The organism is Mesonia aestuariivivens, assembly GCF_019311235.1.
GTDB lineage: Bacteria > Bacteroidota > Bacteroidia > Flavobacteriales > Flavobacteriaceae > Mesonia > Mesonia aestuariivivens.
The window spans coordinates 1-17,724 of sequence record NZ_JAHWDF010000011.1 but is presented as its reverse complement, the minus strand read 5'-3'; the positions used below and the strand labels follow the sequence as shown (position 1 = coordinate 17,724).

Below are 17,724 nucleotides of genomic sequence, written 5' to 3'. Positions count from 1 at the left end.
TATTGAAATTTAGATGTTTTATTTTTAAAATTTGAATTTCAGAATTCCTTATTTTAAAGGGTTTTAATTAATTAATCATTAAAAAAAACTAGAAATTTTTATGATGTATGTTTTTTGTTGAGGTTATTTTTATTTGATGCGTTTATTAAAATTATAAATTAGTATGAAATCAAATCATCAACAAATGAATAAAATTTTACTATTATTTTTAATGTTTTTATCTCCTTTTGTTATTGTCGCTCAAACGTTTTCTGTTTCAGGAAATGTGAAAGAGGCAAAAACAAAAATGCCAATGCCCGGAGTAAATGTGTTAATTAAAAACACCAATAAGGGTGTAGTTACAGACTTTGACGGTAATTTTACTTTGGAGAAAATTAATAAAGGAGATATTCTAGTGTTCTCTTATATAGGATTTGAAACACAAGAAATTTCTTTTACTAATCAATCAACTATTAATGTTTCTTTAAAACCAGATTCTGAAGCTTTAGAAGAAATAGTGTTGGTCGGTTATGGTCAACAAGTTAAAAAACAAGTAACTGGTTCTGTTTCTACTATTAGTGAAACGACCATTGACGATTTAGAGCCAACTAATGTGGCTCAAGCATTACAAGGAACCACTTCTGGAGTAAATGTAGCGATGAATGGCGGTGCGCCAGGTTCTACTGCAAATATTCGTATAAGAGGAGTTTCTACTAACGGCGAAAGCAAACCGTTAATTATTTTAGATGGTTTTCAATACGAGGGAGGGTTAAATACCATAAGTCCTTCAGATATAGAAAGCTTTACAGTGCTAAAAGATGCACAAGCTGCAATTTATGGTACAATTGGTGCAAACGGGGTGATTTTAATAACCACTAAAAAGGGAAGAAAAAACCAAAAAGTTCAAGTAAGCTATGAAGGTTATACAGGTATACAAGAAACCACTCGTAAACTTTCTTTGCTAAATGCTAAAGAATATACGTTGTATTTAAATGAGGCTTATGCAAGTGCTGGACAAGATACGCCATTTTCTAACATTAATAATTTGGGTATAGAAACAGATTGGCAAGATGAGGTGTTTGATCAGGCGATAATTAGAAGTCATAATTTTTCTGTCAGAGGAGGTGAAGAGAAAGTTAGTTATAGCTTGAGTGCTTCTAATTTTTACCAAGAGGGAATTGTTGCACCAGATAAAGCGAATTTTGAACGTAATACCGCTAATCTTGCTTTAGATGTAGATGTTTCAGAAAAAATAAATCTTTCAACAAAATTATTTTATAGTAGTGCAGATGCAAAAGATATTAACTCTTTCGCATTGGGTTCAGTATTATTTAATGCAAATAATATAGCACCAATTATAGATACATCTCAGGATAACTTAGACGGAACTATTGATTTGGGTAACGAGGTAGTAAACCCATTAACACAAATTAGAAATACTTACAATAGTAGTTTAACAGATCGTTTAAGCGGTACGGTGCAAGCAAGCATAGATTATGCTAAAAACTTAAACTTGCAAGGTCGTGTAGGTTTTAATAGTACAAATACTAGGCATCGTGATTTTACTCCTGAATTTAATTATGGAGCCGGTAAAATTTACACTACTCCTATAAGTTCAGTTACTTTAGGTAAGATTAACGATTATGATTATACGTTTGATTTATTCAATACCTATGAAAATACTTTTGGTGAAAATCATAGCATTACTTTTTTATTAGGAACTACAGTATATCAAACTAAAGGTGAAGGTTTATATGGAAGTAGAAATGATGTAAATGCGAATAGCTGGCAATTTGCAGACTTAAGTTCTGCTTATGGAGTTGGAGAAGATCAAACTAATAGTTCTTATTCTTATTTATTACGTAGACTTTCTTATTTTGGAAGGTTACAATACTCTTATAAAGATAAGTACTTACTTTCGGCAATGATGAGACGTGATTCTTCTACTAAATTTGCTCCTAACAATAAAGTAGCTTACTTCCCTTCGGTCACTGCGGGTTATGTGATTACTGAAGAAGAATATTTTAAATCAGATTTCTTTAATTTAATAAAATTAAGAGGTAGTTATGGAGTCTTGGGTAACGATCAAATTGATGATTTTCTTTATCTATCTTTATTAAATGGAGAGGCTACTTATGTTTTAGGACCTGATCAGGCTTTAGTTAACGGGAATGCTTTAGGCGCTCTTGCTAATCCAGATTTGCAGTGGGAAGAAGCTAAAAAATTAGATGTCGGGTTAGATATAGATTTCTTAGACAATAAATTCTCTTTTGTTGGAGATTATTTTCATAATAGAAGAGATAACTTATTAATACCTGATATTCCAGTTTCAGGAATATATGGCACAGGGGCTCCAGGAGCTGGAAGTCCTACGATTAATGCTGGAGAAGTGGTAAATAAAGGTTGGGAATTCGCATTAAATTATAAGCAAAAATTTTCAGATGATTTTTCTATCTCAGCAGGATATAACATTAGTTTCTTAGATAACGAAGTTACAAAAGTAGATAATGGTACTGGATATATTGAAGGTGGAAATTTCGGCGTAGGACAGCCCGCTCCATCGAGAATGGAAGTTGGTTTCCCAATGGGGTATTTTTACGGTTACCAAACTAACGGAGTTTTCCAAACTCAGGATGAAGTTAATGCACATCCTTCTCAATTAGTATTAGGAGCAGATGCACAGCCTGGAGATATTCGCTATGTAGATTTAAATGAAGATGGAGTTATCGATGAAAATGATAGAACAAATTTAGGAGATCCTATTCCTGAAGTAACTATGGGACTCAACTTTAAAATTAACTATAAGAATTTTGATTTATCTGCTTTCTCATTTGCAAGTTTTGGCCAAGAAATGGTAAGAAATTATGAGAGAAATCAACCAAATGTAAATAGATTGAGTTATAGACTAGATCGTTGGACCGGACCTGGAACTAGTAATACAGTTCCAAGAGCAACGATTGCCTCGACTTCTAATAATGCATTTTCAGATTTTTTTGTGGAAGATGCTTCTTTTTTAAGAATTCAAGCAATTACATTAGGTTATACCATTCCTAAAAGCTTAACAGAGAAAGCTTTTATAAATAAGTTTAGAGTTTATGGTAAGGTAGATAACGTTTATACGTTTACAGAATATATGGGTTACGATCCGACGGCTTCTACCGGAGATCCAATCGGCCAAGGTATCGACTACGGGTTCTATCCTTTACCTCGAACATATTCATTAGGAGTTAACCTTCAATTTTAAAAAAAAAGATAATGAAGAAAATATATAAATATTTTACAGTTTTAGCACTTACGATAGTAGGAGTTATAAGTTGTTCAGACGATTTTACAGATGTTAATCCACCGTATGCAATTAATTCAGATACCTATTTTGCGTCACCAGACGATTACTCTAAGGCATTAATCGGTGCTTACGATGTGTTACAGTCAACATATGTGAATGTAATTTTGGGAGAGATAGCATCAGATAATGCAAATGCAGGAGGTGAAAGCGCTAACGATGTAATTGGTTGGCAACAAGTTGACCGTATGCAACATACCCCAATTAATGATAATCTTGATGATATATGGGATTGGAATTTTGCAGGTGTACAAAGAGCTGCTTTTATTATAGAAAACCAGGATAATATTGAGTTTGATGGTAAAATGCAAATCATTGCAGAAGCAAGGTTTTTGCGTGCTTATTTTAATTTTGAATTATTGAAATGGTTCGGGCCAATACCAATTAAACCCGAAGGTCAATTTGTTTTAGGTGAAGTGACTTCTATACAAAGATCACCAAAAGAAGAAGTGTATGCTTTCATTGAAGACGATTTACTATATGCTATCGAAAATATCGCAGTAGATGCTCCAGAAATAGGTAGAGCAACCAGAGGTTCTGCACAAGCATTATTGGGTAAAGTTTATTTATACCAAGAAAGATTTGAAGAGTCTGCTAATCAACTTAATAGTGTAATTAATTCAGGAAAATATCATTTGTATGGTACTGAAGGGGATGAGGTTTACGAAACACTGTTTGATTCTATTGGTCAAAATTCAGCAGAAGCCGTTTTTGAAATTCAATATACAGGAGCAGAAGGTGCTGGTTTTGATTGTTTACAATGTAGTGAAGGTAACGTAATGGTTGGTTTTAGTGGAATTAGAGGTTATAACGGTCCTGTTTTTGAATCAGGATATGGATTTAATCTACCAACAGAAGAAGCTTATAATTCTTTTGAAAGTGGTGATCTCAGGCAAGGTGTAACTGTTTTAGATATAGAATCTTGGGCTTCATCTACAGGTGCATCTTACAATATAGGAAGCCAAGATCCCATAACTGGTCATACAGGTTATTATAATAGAAAATATTTGCCTCGTCAAAACGATAATAAAGGAGATACCAACCTTACACAACCAAATAATTATAGAGCTATTCGTTATGCAGACGTATTGTTAATGGCTGCAGAAGCAATGGTTAGAGGTAATATAAATGAAGGTCAAGCAAGAAATTACCTAAATATGGTTAGAAACCGTGCCAGCCTAGATAATGTAGATTCTAGTGGAAACTCTTTGTTAGAAGATATCTATGCAGATAGAAGATCTGAAATGATGGGAGAAGGTCATCGATTTTTCGATTTAGTAAGGACAGGAAGAGCCGCAGAAAATATACAAGGCTTCACTACCGGGAAAAATGAAGTTTTCCCAATCCCATTAGAAGAATTGCAATTTTCCAACGGAAATTGGGAACAAAATCCAGGATATTAAAAAAATTAGAATTATGAAAAATATTGTTAATTATTTTTTGTTCAGTTTACTGTTTATAATAATAACAAGCTGTTCTGAAGATGAAGGTTTAGAAAAAGTGATTTCTTCAACTCCCACAAATATTTCGGTCGATTTTCAAATCGAACAAGATAATTCTGGAGAAGTAACTATCTACCCAAGTGCAGAAGGAGCAAATACATTTATGGTTGATTATGGTGATGGTAGTGAATTTTCAGAAGCATTTGCTACTGGTAGCAGTATGATGCATACTTATGAAGAAGGGACTTACGAAGTCACTGTTACAGCAATGAATTTGGCAGGAGATGCTGCTTCAACGACAAAAACATTAGTAGTGTCATTTTCTGCTCCTGAAAACTTAGAAGTTACAATCACTAACAATCCATCAAACCCATATGCGATTAACGTTTCAGCAGAAGCAGATTATGCAGCTTCATTTGAAGTTTATTTTGGTGATGTTGTTAATGAAGAGCCAACACCAATGATGATTGGCGAAACAATCACTCACGAATATGCTACTATTGGTACTTACGATGTAACGGTAGTAGCATTAAGCGGAGGCGTAGAAACAACAACTTACACCCAGCAAGTACAAATAGTAAACCCTCTTGCATTTCCTATCACTTTTGATAACACAGATATCAATTATGAATTTGTAACTTTTAATGGAGTAACTTATGCAGTAGTTCAAAATCCTGATTTGAGTGGAAGTAACCCAGATCAAAATCTAGTTGGAGAAATTACAAATGCAGGGAACAATTGGGAAGGTGGTTCTTTTAATTTAGGGATTCCTATTGATTTTGGTGGAGAAGAGAAAAATGTAGTTATGGATTTTTGGTCGAATACTCCGGTAGATGTTCTTTTGAAATTTGAGGCTGGTGTAAACGGAGAGAGAGAAAATGAGGTAACCGTAAGTCATTCAGGTTCTGGTTGGGAAGAACTGACCTTTAATTATGCTGAAGATGCTATTAAGAGCTATGTTGACGGCGCAACAGATAACGGAGAAAGTTTCGTTCCTATTGGTCAATATTCAGTAATGACAATGTTTATAGATGGGGCTGGTACTACAGCAGGTTCTTTTTATGTAGATAATATAGAACAAACAGCAGGAGTTTTAAATGCTCCAACATCAGCTGCTCCAACACCACAAATACCAGAAACAAATGTGATTTCTATGTTTTCTGATGCTTACTCAGATGTGCCTGTTTCAACTTGGGCAACAAGTTGGTCAGATGCTACGTATGAAGAAGTAGATATAGCAGGTAATCCAACTAAAAAATATTCAGTTCTAAACTATGTAGGTATAGAAACTCCTGCACCTTATTTAGATGTAAGTTCAATGACTCATTTTCATACAGATGTATGGACTGCAAACTCAACTCAAATACGTGTAAAACTTGTGGATTTTGGTGCCGATGGAGCATTTGGTGGGGGAGATGATGTTGAACACGAGGTTGCTATAGACAACTTTAATCAAGGTGAATGGATTCAGTTAGATATACCTTTAACAGATTTTTCTGGGTTAACTACAAACCAACATATAGGTCAGTTAATTTATTCTGGTAATCCAACTGGTGCTCATACGATATATGTAGATAACATATATTTTCATAATTAATTTAAACTCAATAGAGATGAAAAATATATATAAACTAAGTTTTTTAATGTTGTTTTCGCTTGCAGCTTTTTATAGCTGTCAAGAAGATGACCAAGAATTTGGTGAGGTTGCAGCACCAACTAATCTTACATTAGATGCAACAGTCTTGAATACTTCAGAAGAGTTTCCAAACGGTGATGGTAGTGGTTTAGTGAGTTTCACTGCAAATGCAGAAGGAGCAATTTCTTACGAATATTTTTATGGAGATAACACCTCTGAGCTAGTACCTTCTGGCGATATAGAATATGGTTTTAAAAAGACTGGAGTTCATGAATATGTGGTAACAGTAGTTGCGAGAGGTACTGGAGGAGCTAGTACGAGTACATCAACAAAGGTAACCGTTTTTAGTGCTTTTGAAGATCCTGAGACAGAGAATTTTTTAACAGGAGAAACTAGTAAAACTTGGTATATTGCTGCTGCTTTACCAGCACATATAGGTGTTGGACCATCTATAACAGCTACGCCAGATTATTATGCTGCAGCACCATTTGAAAAAGAAAGTGAAGGTTGTTTCTATGACGATGAAATTAAATTTTCAGAAAATGGCGGAACAATAAGTTTTGTACAAGATAATATGGGAGCAACTTTCTTTAATGTAGATTTCTTAAGCGTAGGTGGTGGTGGCGGTAGTGAAGATCAATGTTTAGGCTTTGATACCTCTGGTACTAAAACTGTAAACTTGTCATCGGCCGGTTCAAATTTATCTGAAGATGAAACTACGGGAACTCAGATAATTATTTCAGACGGTGGATTTATGAGTTACTATATTGGTACAAATATTTATGAAATTTTAGAAATTTCTGAAGAATATATGCACGTAAGGGCTATTCCAGCATCAAATTCAGAACTGGCTTGGTACTTAAAATTTACTACAGATCCTACTGGAGGTGGTTCTGGAAACAATTTTGAAACTGAGTTCCCAGGTGATTCGCCTGAAGAGGCTTTTTGGTCTCAAGAATTTAATAATAGTTCATTAGATACCGATTTTTGGAATTATGAAATTGGTAATGGAGATAATGGTTGGGGTAATGGTGAAGCTCAATATTATACCAATCAAAATACAGAAGTAAGTGATGGTACGTTAAAAATTAATGCTATTGCAGAATCAATAAATGGGTTCAATTACTCTTCTTCCAGAATTACCACACAAGATAAATTTCAATTTCAATATGGACGAGTAGAGGTGAGAGCTAAACTACCCTCTGCAGCAGGAACTTGGCCTGCCATTTGGATGTTAGGAGAAAATTTTGATGAGGTAGACTGGCCAGCTACCGGAGAAATCGATATTATGGAGCACGTGGGTAATAACTTAGGTGAAGTTCTAGGAACGCTACATTTTCCTGGAAATTCTGGCGGCAATGGAGTTTCTCAGGGGACTACCGTAGAAAATGTAGCTACAGAGTTTCATAAATATACGATGGAGTGGACCGAAGATCACATTGTTTTTTTAGTCGATGATGAGGTTTACCATGAGTTTACAGATATGGCAGGAACCCCATTTGTAGATCACGAATTTTTCTTGATCCTTAACGTAGCAATGGGGGGAACTTTAGGTGGAACTATCGATCCTGCTTATACACAAGACACGATGGAAATTGATTACGTTCGCGTATATAAATAATCATAATTTTGTTTTCATATTTTAAATAGCAGAAAAAGGTAGGAATTTTAATAAGCCTGCCTTTTTCAATTTTATACATCAAGTAATGAAAAAAAATATCATACTTCTTGTTGTGGGGATTGCTTTGTCTTTGAACGCTTGTAAAGTTTCAAGTCAATCTAATAAGTCACCACAACAAGAAAAAAATATCGAACAAAAAGTAGATTCTGTACTGGCTTTAATGACACTTGAAGAAAAAGTTGGTCAGATGGTTCAGTACAATGGAAGTTGGGATGTTACCGGTCCGGCTACAGGAACTACGAACGAGAAAAAACTAGAACGCTTAAAAAAAGGACTGGTAGGCTCTATGCTAAATGTCGTTTCCGTAAAAAATACAAGGGAAGCACAGCGTTTAATCATAGAAAATTCTAGATTAAAAATTCCTTTGATTTTTGGTTATGATGTTATTCATGGGTATAAAACCATGTTTCCGGTTCCGTTAGGTGAGACTGCTAGTTGGGATATGATTTTAGCTGAAAAAACTGCCGCAGCAGCTGCTCGTGAAACTGCAGCTTCTGGTATACATTGGACATTTGCGCCAATGATGGATGTTTCTCGAGATGCGCGTTGGGGTAGAATAATGGAAGGTGCCGGAGAAGATCCGTTTTTAAATGCCGAAATTGCAGTAGCGCAAATTAAAGGTTTCCAAGGTTCAGATTTAGCCAGTGAAAATACAATTGCTGCCTGTGCCAAACATTTTGCAGGCTATGGTTTTGCAGAGGCTGGTAGGGATTACAATACCGTAAATATAGGTGTTTACGAACTACAAAATACTATTTTACCACCGTTTAAAGCAGCAGCTAATGCTGGTGTCGCCACCTTTATGAACTCTTTTAATGAGATAGACGGCGTTCCTGCAACCTCTAGCAGTTATTTACAAAGAGAATTATTAAAAGAAGACTGGAACTGGGATGGTTTTATCGTTTCCGATTGGGGCTCTATTTCAGAAATGATTTCGCACGGAGTAGCAAGAAATAAAAAAGAAGCTACTTTATTAGCTATAAAAGGCGGTAGTGATATGGATATGGAAGGTGGAGCTTATGAAAGTTCTTTGATTTCTCTAGTTGAAGAAGGTGAAATTTCTGAAGATTTAATACACGATTCAGTAAAAAGGATTTTACGAATTAAATTTCACTTAGGACTTTTTGATGATCCTTATAAGTATTGTGATGAATCTTTTGAAAAGAGTGAAGTTTATTCTGATAAAAATCAGCAATTAGCCCTAGAAGCAGCAAAAAAATCTATCGTGTTGTTAAAGAATGAAAATAATATTCTTCCTATTCAAAATAAGGTGAAGTCTATTGCAGTTATTGGACCTTTAGCAAACGATAAAGATTCGCCTTTAGGAAACTGGAGGGCACAAGCTATTCAAAATTCAGCAGTTTCTGTATTAGAAGGAATTAAAAAGCACGCTCCAACGTCAATAAAAATAAATTATGCAGAAGGAGCAAAGTTAAGTACTGGAGAACGCAATTTTCTTTCTCCATTAACCATTAATAAAAATGACAAGTCTGGTTTTGAAGAAGCTATAAATTTAGCTGAAAATTCAGATTTGGTAATTTTAGTAGTTGGGGAAGATGCATTTCAATCTGGTGAAGGAAGAAGCCAAACCAATATTGGATTTTTAGGAGTTCAAAACGAACTGATGAAAGAAATCCAGAAAGTAAATAAAAATATGATAATGGTTTTAATGAATGGGAGACCCATGGATTTAACTTGGAGCGATCAAAATATTCCAGCTATTGTAGAAACTTGGTTTTTAGGCTCACAACATGGTAATGCGGTGGGAGAGGTTTTATTCGGAAAATACAACCCCTCAGGAAAACTTCCAGTTTCTTTCCCTAGAAATGTAGGACAAGAGCCTTTATATTACAATCAGAAAAGTACGGGAAGACCCAATGCAAATTCAGAAGTAACCTATTCACATTATACCGATGCTGGTCGGGATGCTTTATTTCCTTTTGGTTTTGGATTAAGTTATACCAATTTTGAATATGGAAAAATTCAGCTTTCTAGTGATTCTTTTTCTGGATCCGAAGAAATTAAGGCTTCCATAGAAATTAAAAATACCGGAAAAATGGCTGGAGCAGAAGTGGTTCAGCTTTACATCAGGGATTTATTTGCTAGCATTACGAGACCTATTAAAGAATTAAAGGGTTTTGAGAAAATATACCTAGAACCGGGCGCGTCTAAAAAAGTAGAATTTACGATTGATAAAGAATTGCTGAGTTACTTTGGAAGGGATAAAAAATGGGGCACAGATCCCGGTAAATTTTATTTATTTATTGGTCCAAATTCAACAGAACTCCAACAAGTAGAATTTCAATATAAATAGAAAATGAAACAATTAATCATCAATCTTATAACAGTTTACGGAGTTATTTTTTCAGCTTCTGCTCAAAATGTAAAACTCATTTGGGAAGAAAATTTTGCCGGCGATAATTTAAACATAGAGAATTGGAATTACGAGCTAGGTAACGGTTGCCCAAACCTTTGTGGATGGGGAAATAACGAGCGTCAAATATATCATAAAGATTATGTAAAGGTGAAAGATGGAATGCTTATCATTACTGCCGATAAAGTAGGTAAAAACTACTATAGTGGTAAAATAAACTCTAAAGATAAGTTTGAATTTAAATACGGAACTGTAGAGATTAGAGCTAAAGTTCCTGGAGGACAAGGTTTGTGGCCCGCATTTTGGATGTTAGGAGCAAATATAAATGAAGTAGGTTGGCCGGCTTCTGGAGAGATAGATATTTTAGAGTTTGTAGGCAAACAGCCCGACACTATTTATACTTCTTTACATACCCCAGCAAGTTTTGGTGAAACCATTAATTCTAAACAGACGAGCGTCAAAAATATAACTGCAGATTTTCATACTTACAAAATAGAGTGGAGTAAAGATGCTATCATATTTTACCTCGATGATTTAGAGGTTTACTACTTTTCTCCAAAAGACAAGAATGATAAAACCTATCCCTACCACCATCCGTTTTATTTTTTATTGAATATGGCGGTAGGCGGAAATTTTGGTGGTCCAAAGGTAGATGACTCTATATTTCCGCAGCGATTTTATATTGATTATATACATGTATATCAATAATTTAAAAATGAGTTAAACAAAAAAGCCTCTTTATGAAAAAGAGGCTTTTTTGTTTATCGAGAAATAAGAAAATTACATATCGTCGTTTCCTTCAACTTCGTCTTCTACTTCTTGAGCTCCATGTTCTACAGCATCTCCTGTTTCTTCTGCAGCGTGCTCAATTGCGTCTCCTGTGTCTTCCGCAGCATCTTCAACATCATCCATTGCAGAGTTTGCATCGTCGTCGATATCATTCTCTAATTCGTTAGCTTCTTGCTCTACTTCTTCTTCTGTGTTTTTTGTGTCTCTACAAGAAGTAAAAGTAGTACTAATTGTAAATAACATCGCTAGTAATAAAATTGATTTTTTCATGATTGTTTGTTTTAATTTGTAATTTGGTTTAGTCTATTTAGTCTATTTTGTCTATTTTGTCTATTTCTTCGTTAACCTCTTTAGATACTTTTTGGTCAACTTTTTCTCCGGCACGTTCTAAAATACCTTTGTCTTCTTTTTTAGTCTCAACTTCTTTTACTACTTCTTTAGTTTTTGTTTCTTCTCTACAAGAAGTAAATGCAAGCGAAAAGCCAATAAAGCTTAGTATTAAAAGTGTATGTCTCATTATATTTGATATTGATTAGTAAATGCTAAAGTATATATTTTAACATTTGATGAATAAATATCAATGATAAAATTTTATTAAAATTCTATTTAAAATAAGTGGTTTTCTTGCAGGTAATTCATAACTCTATCTGTAGCTCCTCTGTTTTCCTGAATGTAATTACTACAGATTTTTCCCTTTTCAATTCTTATTTCAGGTTGCAGAATAAGCAGGTCAAGTTGCGTTTTAAATTGCTTATAGTTTTGGATAGCAGTTAACCCTCCAAGTTCTATTAAAATTTTAGCTTCTGGAAATTTTTGATAATTATTACCAATTAAAATAGGTGCTCCAAACACCGCAGGTTCTAAGATGTTGTGTAAGCCAGTATGCCCTAATGCACCTCCAACATACGCAATAGAGGCGTAGCTATAGATTTTAGAAAGCAAACCAACAGTATCGATAATGAAAACTTCGTAAGTATCTAAATGTTGAGTTTTATTTAATTCAGAAAAGATAATTGTACGCTTCTTTATTTTCTCTTGGAGCGTTTTAATTTTTTCAGGTTTAATTTGATGAGGCGCAATTATATATTTGGTCGTTGTAGAAGATTGATTGATATAGTTTGCTATAAAATCTTCTCCTTCAGGCCAAGTGCTACCAAAAACCACGCAGGTTTTATTGTCTTTAAACTTTTCTATAAAGTCTAAATCATTTTCTTTTTTTAATTGCAAATGCACTCTGTCAAACCTAGTATCTCCACTTTTGCTACAATTTTTAATACCATGTTGTTGTAGCAAATTAAGCGAACTTTGATTTTGGACAAAAATATGTTCAAAATTAAAAAGCGTTTTTTTTAGAAAACTTCCGTATGCTTTAAAGTAAATTTGGTTTTCACGAAAAAGTCCCGAAATTAAAAGTGTTGAAATTTTGTGAATATTTAATTCTTTTAAAAAGTTGGGCCAAATTTCATATTTTATAAAAATAGCTAATTGAGGTTGAACTAAATAAATAAATCGCTTAGCATTTTTAGCAGTATCTAATGGTAAATAATAAACATATTTGGTTAAAGAGTTATTCTTTTTCACCTCATATCCTGACGGTGAGAAAAATGTAATAACAATTTGATAATTAGGATAACATTTTTTTACTTCTTCCATGATAGGGAGTCCTTGTTCATATTCTCCTAAAGAAGCTGCGTGAAACCAAATTACTTTTTCACTTTTTAAATTTGTTTTTTCTAATTCTGAAAATAGATTTTTTCTTCCTGATGAAAATTTATTCAGTTTAGTATTGAATAGCCCCAATAAGGGAAGTGCTATTCTTTCAGTGAAAACAATAAGAAAATTGTAGATAAACTTCAAGCGTGTAAAATTTCTTGCTAAAATAAAGCTTTACTTAAAAATTAGGTGCTTATGGCTACTTAATTTCTTATTTTTGTAGTTAGAAAAAGATTATAATGAAGAAAATTCAGATGGTAGACCTTAAGGGGCAATACCAACACATAAAAGAGCAAGTAAATACTTCAATTGAAAATATCATTGAGAATACCTCATTTATAAATGGTCCTGAAGTTCATCAATTTCAAAAAGATTTAGAAGAATATTTAGGCGTAAAGCACGTGATACCTTGCGGAAACGGGACCGATGCTTTGCAAATAGCTATGATGGGACTGGGATTAAAACCCGGCGATGAGGTGATTACAGCAGATTTTACATTTGCCGCAACCGTAGAGGTGATTGCTTTATTGAATCTTACACCAGTTTTGGTAGATGTAGATGAAGATACTTTTAATATTAATGTAGAAGCGATTAAAGCTGCAATTACACCAAAAACAAAAGCAATTGTACCCGTACATTTGTATGGGCAACCAGCAAATATGGATGAGATTTTAAAAATTGCTAAAGAACATAACCTTTATGTAATTGAAGATAATGCTCAAGCTATAGGCGCAAGTTATTATTCAGAAAATGGCACTTCTAAAAAAGCAGGAACTTTAGGAGATGTGGGAGCAACGTCTTTTTTCCCATCTAAAAATTTAGGTGCTTATGGTGATGGAGGAGCAATTTTTACGAATAATGATGAGTTAGCACATACTATTAGAGGTATTGTGAATCACGGAATGTATGAGCGATACCATCACGATGTAGTCGGAGTAAATTCTAGGTTAGATAGTTTTCAAGCGGCTGTGTTACGAGCGAAACTTCCATTTTTAGATGCTTACAATACGTCAAGAAGAAATTCGGCTAAACTTTATGTAGAAGGTTTAAAAGAAAATAAAAATGTGGTAACACCAGAAATTTCAGGAGCTCAAGATAGTCACGTATTTCACCAATTCACCATTAGAATTACCAATGGAAAGCGTGATGATTTAGCAAAAGTATTTCAAGAGAATAACATTCCTTTTGGTATTTATTATCCAATTCCGTTGCATTTACAGAACGCTTATCGAGATGATCGTTATGAAGAGCGTAATTTCCCAATAACCAATCAATTGGTTAAAGAAGTAATTTCTTTACCGATGCATACTGAGCTCGATAACGAGCAAATTGAATATATTACCTGTATAATAAATAAGGTGGTTTAAAAAATAAGATTTTTATTTAGAACCCAGATTGCCTTTTTTAGTCTGGGTTTTTTTGTTAAAATATTGTTTTTTTAGTAATATAAGTTAGGATGTTTTATGTTTAATTTGTTTTAAGTGTATAGCATAATCAATTCATTCTAAGTTTATGAAAAAAAAATACAGTTTAGTCTTTCTTTTTTTCTTTTTTTCTTCACTAGTTTTTGCTCAAGATATTTCAATAGGAAATACGGCATATATAGAAACCTGCAGTGGTTTTTTTTATGATAATGGAGGTGAATCTGGTACTTACTCTGATAATAACGGTAATAACCAGTTAATTACGGTATGTGCTGATGGAGATGAGCGTATTCAAATGGAGTTTACAAGTTTTGTGATCGCTTCTACAGATTATTTAAGAATATATGATGGTAGCAACATAAATGCACCGCTTATTGGAGAATATACAAGTTCAGTAAGTCCAGGTACTGTTGTTGCTAGTGGAAGTAATACTTCAGGCTGTTTAACTTTTGAATTTGTTTTGGATGGCGATTTTTCACCTTTGCCAGGTTGGGAGGCAGAAATTTCTTGTCTTAGTTCTTGTCCTCAAGAAATTATAATGATACAAGATATAACTCCCTCAGAATTTTCTAACGGGACTTATCAAGTCTATTCAAATCAACAACTTACTTTTAGCTCAGATTCAAGTTTAGATCCTTCAAATGGATTGATTACTTACGAATGGAATTTAGGAAATAATATAACTGTAACAGGAAGTGATATAACTGAAGCTTACGATTTTCCTGGAAGCTATACGGCTACTCTAACCGCTACTCAAAATGGTTGTGAATATATTACTTCTGTTAATGTTGATGTTGCAGATGTGAATGATTTTAGTTTGTATCATCAATTTAATGGTAAGTATGATTTTACGATGATAGGGAATACCATGAATGATGAAGAAAATAATCCTTCGGCAACTTGCCCTAATACAAATTCGACTTCTGCAACTTTAAATTTAGAAGTAGATCAGACCATTGAAGCAGCTTATATGTATTGGGCAGGTTCTGGTTTTGGAGATGCTGAGGTTATTTTAAATAATCAAACAATTAACTCCGAGCGTAGTTTTAATGGAATTATTAACAATTCGGGTGATAAATATTTTTTTGGAGAATTTGCAGATGTCACTTCAATTTTACAAAATGCGGGAAATGGTACTTATACAGTCTCTGGTATTGATATTATAGATTCTTCAGATTATTGTTCTTCAGGACTGAGTTTTGGTGGCTGGTCTATTGTTATTATTTATGAAGATCCAGATTTTAATAATAACAATGTAAGTGTTTATGACGGTTTTAGGTTTGTGAATACAAATGATAACCTAATGGAAATTACATTAACGGGCTTTGATGTTATAGATACCGAAGCAGCAAAATTGGCTTTTCTTGCTTGGGAAGGAGATGCACAGCCTTTTCCTGGTATGGAAGAATCATTAACTTTAAATGGTCAAATTTTAAGCAATGCGCTAAATCCAGCAGATAATGCTTTTAATAGTACTAATAGTTTTACAGGAGAAACTAATTTTTATAATATGGATATGGATGTGTATGATATTTCCAGTTATATAAATGTAGGAGATCAATCTGCAAATGTTGCTTTGCTATCTGAGCAAGATGCTATTTTTATCAACTCGTTAGTGATGAATATAAGGAGTGAGTTACCAGATGCAACTGTTGAGGTAGATGATGTTATTGGAGATGAGATTTGTGGCAATAATGAATTAGATATTCAGTTTACAGTTTTCAATATGAACAGTACCAAAGATCTGCCAGCTAACACTTTTGTGTCATTTTATGCAAATGGCGAGTTCTTGTTATCTACCAATACCATTGCTGTTATTCCTGTAGATGGCTCAGAGACTCAAACCATAACTATCCCTGTTTTAAATAATTTACCTGCAGATAACAATCCTTCTGATTTTGTACTTCAAGTGATTGTCGATGAAAATAATCAGGTAGATGAATCAGATGATAACAATAATGAATATTATCAAGATATTTTCTTAACTAATACCATAGCTGTTCCTACTATTAGTAGTTTAGAAGCTTGTACTGATATTAATGGAATTGCTCAAATTGATTTAACACAAGTTGAAGCAGAAATTGAAAATGAGTACAATGTTAGTTATTATCCATCTCAAGAAGATGCAGAAAATAATACACAAGAAATTACAGACCCTGTTAATTATGAAACGACTAATTCTCAAGAAGAGTTATTTGTCTTAATAAGTCTAGAAAATTGTAGTGAAATTGTAAATTTTGAAGTTCAAACTTATGTAACACCAGAAGTTCAAAATTTGTTAGAAATAGAAGAATGTGAGGTAGAAGGAAGTGATGTAAGTTTTGATTTGACTCAGAACACTTCATTAGCTTTTGGGAATCAGGATTCAGGAACCTTCAACGTTTCTTATTACGAAAATCAGTCCGAAGCAAATCTTGGTGATAATCCAATTTTAAATCCTTCAGATTACACTTCTTTAAGTAGTCCGCAAGAAATTTTTATAAGAATAGAAAATACGATACATCCAGAATGTTTCACCGTATCAAGTTTTAATATTTTTTTGTTTACAACTTATGTGGGTGATTTAGATGTTTTATATGAGTGTAGTGATAATGAATCTGGAACAACTAACTTTAACCTTACAGAAAATACAATTAACGCTATAGGTGATCAAGAGCCTAGTGACTTTATAGTTAAGTATTATGCGAGCAGTGAAGATCTCTCTAATGAATTGCCAATAGTTGATCCTGAAAATTTCACGAATTCAGTAAATCCACAAGAGATTTTTGTGAAAGTTGAAAATCAATTTAATGCTAGTTGTTATGCATTTAGTTCTTTTGAAGTCGAAGGTTTTTACAATGGGGCTAACTTTAATTTACCACTAAATTTGTTTGCATGTGACAATGGGTTGGGAGATCAAACCATTAATTTAGAAGAAAATACAGAGGTGATTTTTTCTAATGCAAATCAAGGAGATTTTATTGCAACTTATTATGAAAATGAAAGTGATGCACTTTTAGGTAACTCAAATAATATCATAAATTCAACTAACTACGTTCCAGCTAATTTAAACCAAGATATTTACGTTAGAATTAGCTCTACATCAAATACTCCTATTAATTGTTTTGTGGTGAACCAATTTAACATCAGCATAACTGAAGTGGTAATAGGACAAATAGTAGATAAATATTCTTGTCAAGAAGAAGAATCATTATACGGAATTTTCAATTTACTAAGCAGTGATGTAGAAGCATTATCAGGGCAGAGTTCATTAGCTTATACGGTAGATTATTATGCTAGTCAATCAGATTTAGATAATGGTATTGTTATCAATGACTATAGCGCTTATGAGAACACGAGTAAT

At 33.5% G+C, this 17,724-nt stretch carries 11 protein-coding genes; 8 read left to right on the top strand and 3 right to left on the bottom strand.

Features of this window, described 5'->3' with window-relative positions; translation table 11 throughout:
- The first annotated feature begins 163 nt into the window (after positions 1-163).
- The 6 genes from KW502_RS10695 (at position 164) to KW502_RS10670 (ending at position 11,163) form a co-directional block, all read left to right on the top strand.
- Positions 164-3,223, top strand: coding sequence for a SusC/RagA family TonB-linked outer membrane protein (locus KW502_RS10695; RefSeq protein WP_219040552.1), 3,060 nt, complete (start codon positions 164-166; stop codon positions 3,221-3,223).
- An 11-nt stretch (positions 3,224-3,234) separates the two neighbouring features.
- A complete protein-coding gene (locus tag KW502_RS10690; RefSeq protein ID WP_219040551.1) occupies positions 3,235-4,725 on the top strand; it encodes a RagB/SusD family nutrient uptake outer membrane protein in 1,491 nt (496 codons plus the stop codon).
- Positions 4,726-4,738: 13 nt separating this feature from the next.
- Entirely contained in the window at positions 4,739-6,361 is a 1,623-nt protein-coding gene (locus KW502_RS10685) for a PKD domain-containing protein (RefSeq protein WP_219040550.1), read from the top strand.
- A gap of 16 nt (positions 6,362-6,377) precedes the next feature.
- Positions 6,378-8,021, top strand: coding sequence for a glycoside hydrolase family 16 protein (locus tag KW502_RS10680; protein WP_219040549.1), 1,644 nt, complete (start codon positions 6,378-6,380; stop codon positions 8,019-8,021).
- A gap of 85 nt (positions 8,022-8,106) precedes the next feature.
- Positions 8,107-10,395: a beta-glucosidase BglX gene (gene bglX, locus KW502_RS10675; RefSeq protein WP_219040548.1), complete on the top strand. Its 2,289-nt coding sequence runs from the start codon at positions 8,107-8,109 to the stop codon at positions 10,393-10,395.
- A 3-nt stretch (positions 10,396-10,398) separates the two neighbouring features.
- Positions 10,399-11,163: a glycoside hydrolase family 16 protein gene (locus KW502_RS10670; RefSeq protein ID WP_219040547.1), complete on the top strand. Its 765-nt coding sequence runs from the start codon at positions 10,399-10,401 to the stop codon at positions 11,161-11,163.
- Between the two features lie 72 nt (positions 11,164-11,235).
- On the opposite strand, the gene KW502_RS10665 is transcribed toward KW502_RS10670, so the two are convergent.
- The 3 genes from KW502_RS10665 to KW502_RS10655 form a co-directional block, all read right to left on the bottom strand.
- The gene (locus KW502_RS10665) at positions 11,236-11,514 is read right to left on the bottom strand and encodes a hypothetical protein (RefSeq protein WP_219040546.1); all 279 of its coding nucleotides are present in this window, start codon (positions 11,512-11,514) and stop codon (positions 11,236-11,238) included.
- A 37-nt stretch (positions 11,515-11,551) separates the two neighbouring features.
- Positions 11,552-11,761, bottom strand: coding sequence for a hypothetical protein (locus KW502_RS10660; protein WP_219040545.1), 210 nt, complete (start codon positions 11,759-11,761; stop codon positions 11,552-11,554).
- Between the two features lie 89 nt (positions 11,762-11,850).
- Complete coding sequence (locus tag KW502_RS10655) at positions 11,851-13,101, bottom strand: 3-deoxy-D-manno-octulosonic acid transferase (RefSeq protein WP_219040544.1); 1,251 nt, start codon at positions 13,099-13,101, stop codon at positions 11,851-11,853.
- Positions 13,102-13,196: 95 nt separating this feature from the next.
- On the opposite strand from KW502_RS10655, the gene KW502_RS10650 reads away from it, so the two are divergent.
- Positions 13,197-14,324 carry a DegT/DnrJ/EryC1/StrS family aminotransferase gene (locus KW502_RS10650; RefSeq protein ID WP_219040543.1) on the top strand — a complete coding sequence of 376 codons (1,128 nt, stop codon included), beginning with the start codon at positions 13,197-13,199 and terminating at the stop codon, positions 14,322-14,324.
- A 145-nt stretch (positions 14,325-14,469) separates the two neighbouring features.
- The coding region (locus tag KW502_RS10645) for an FIDD domain-containing protein (protein ID WP_219040542.1) at positions 14,470-17,724 on the top strand (3,255 nt) is incomplete at its 3' end.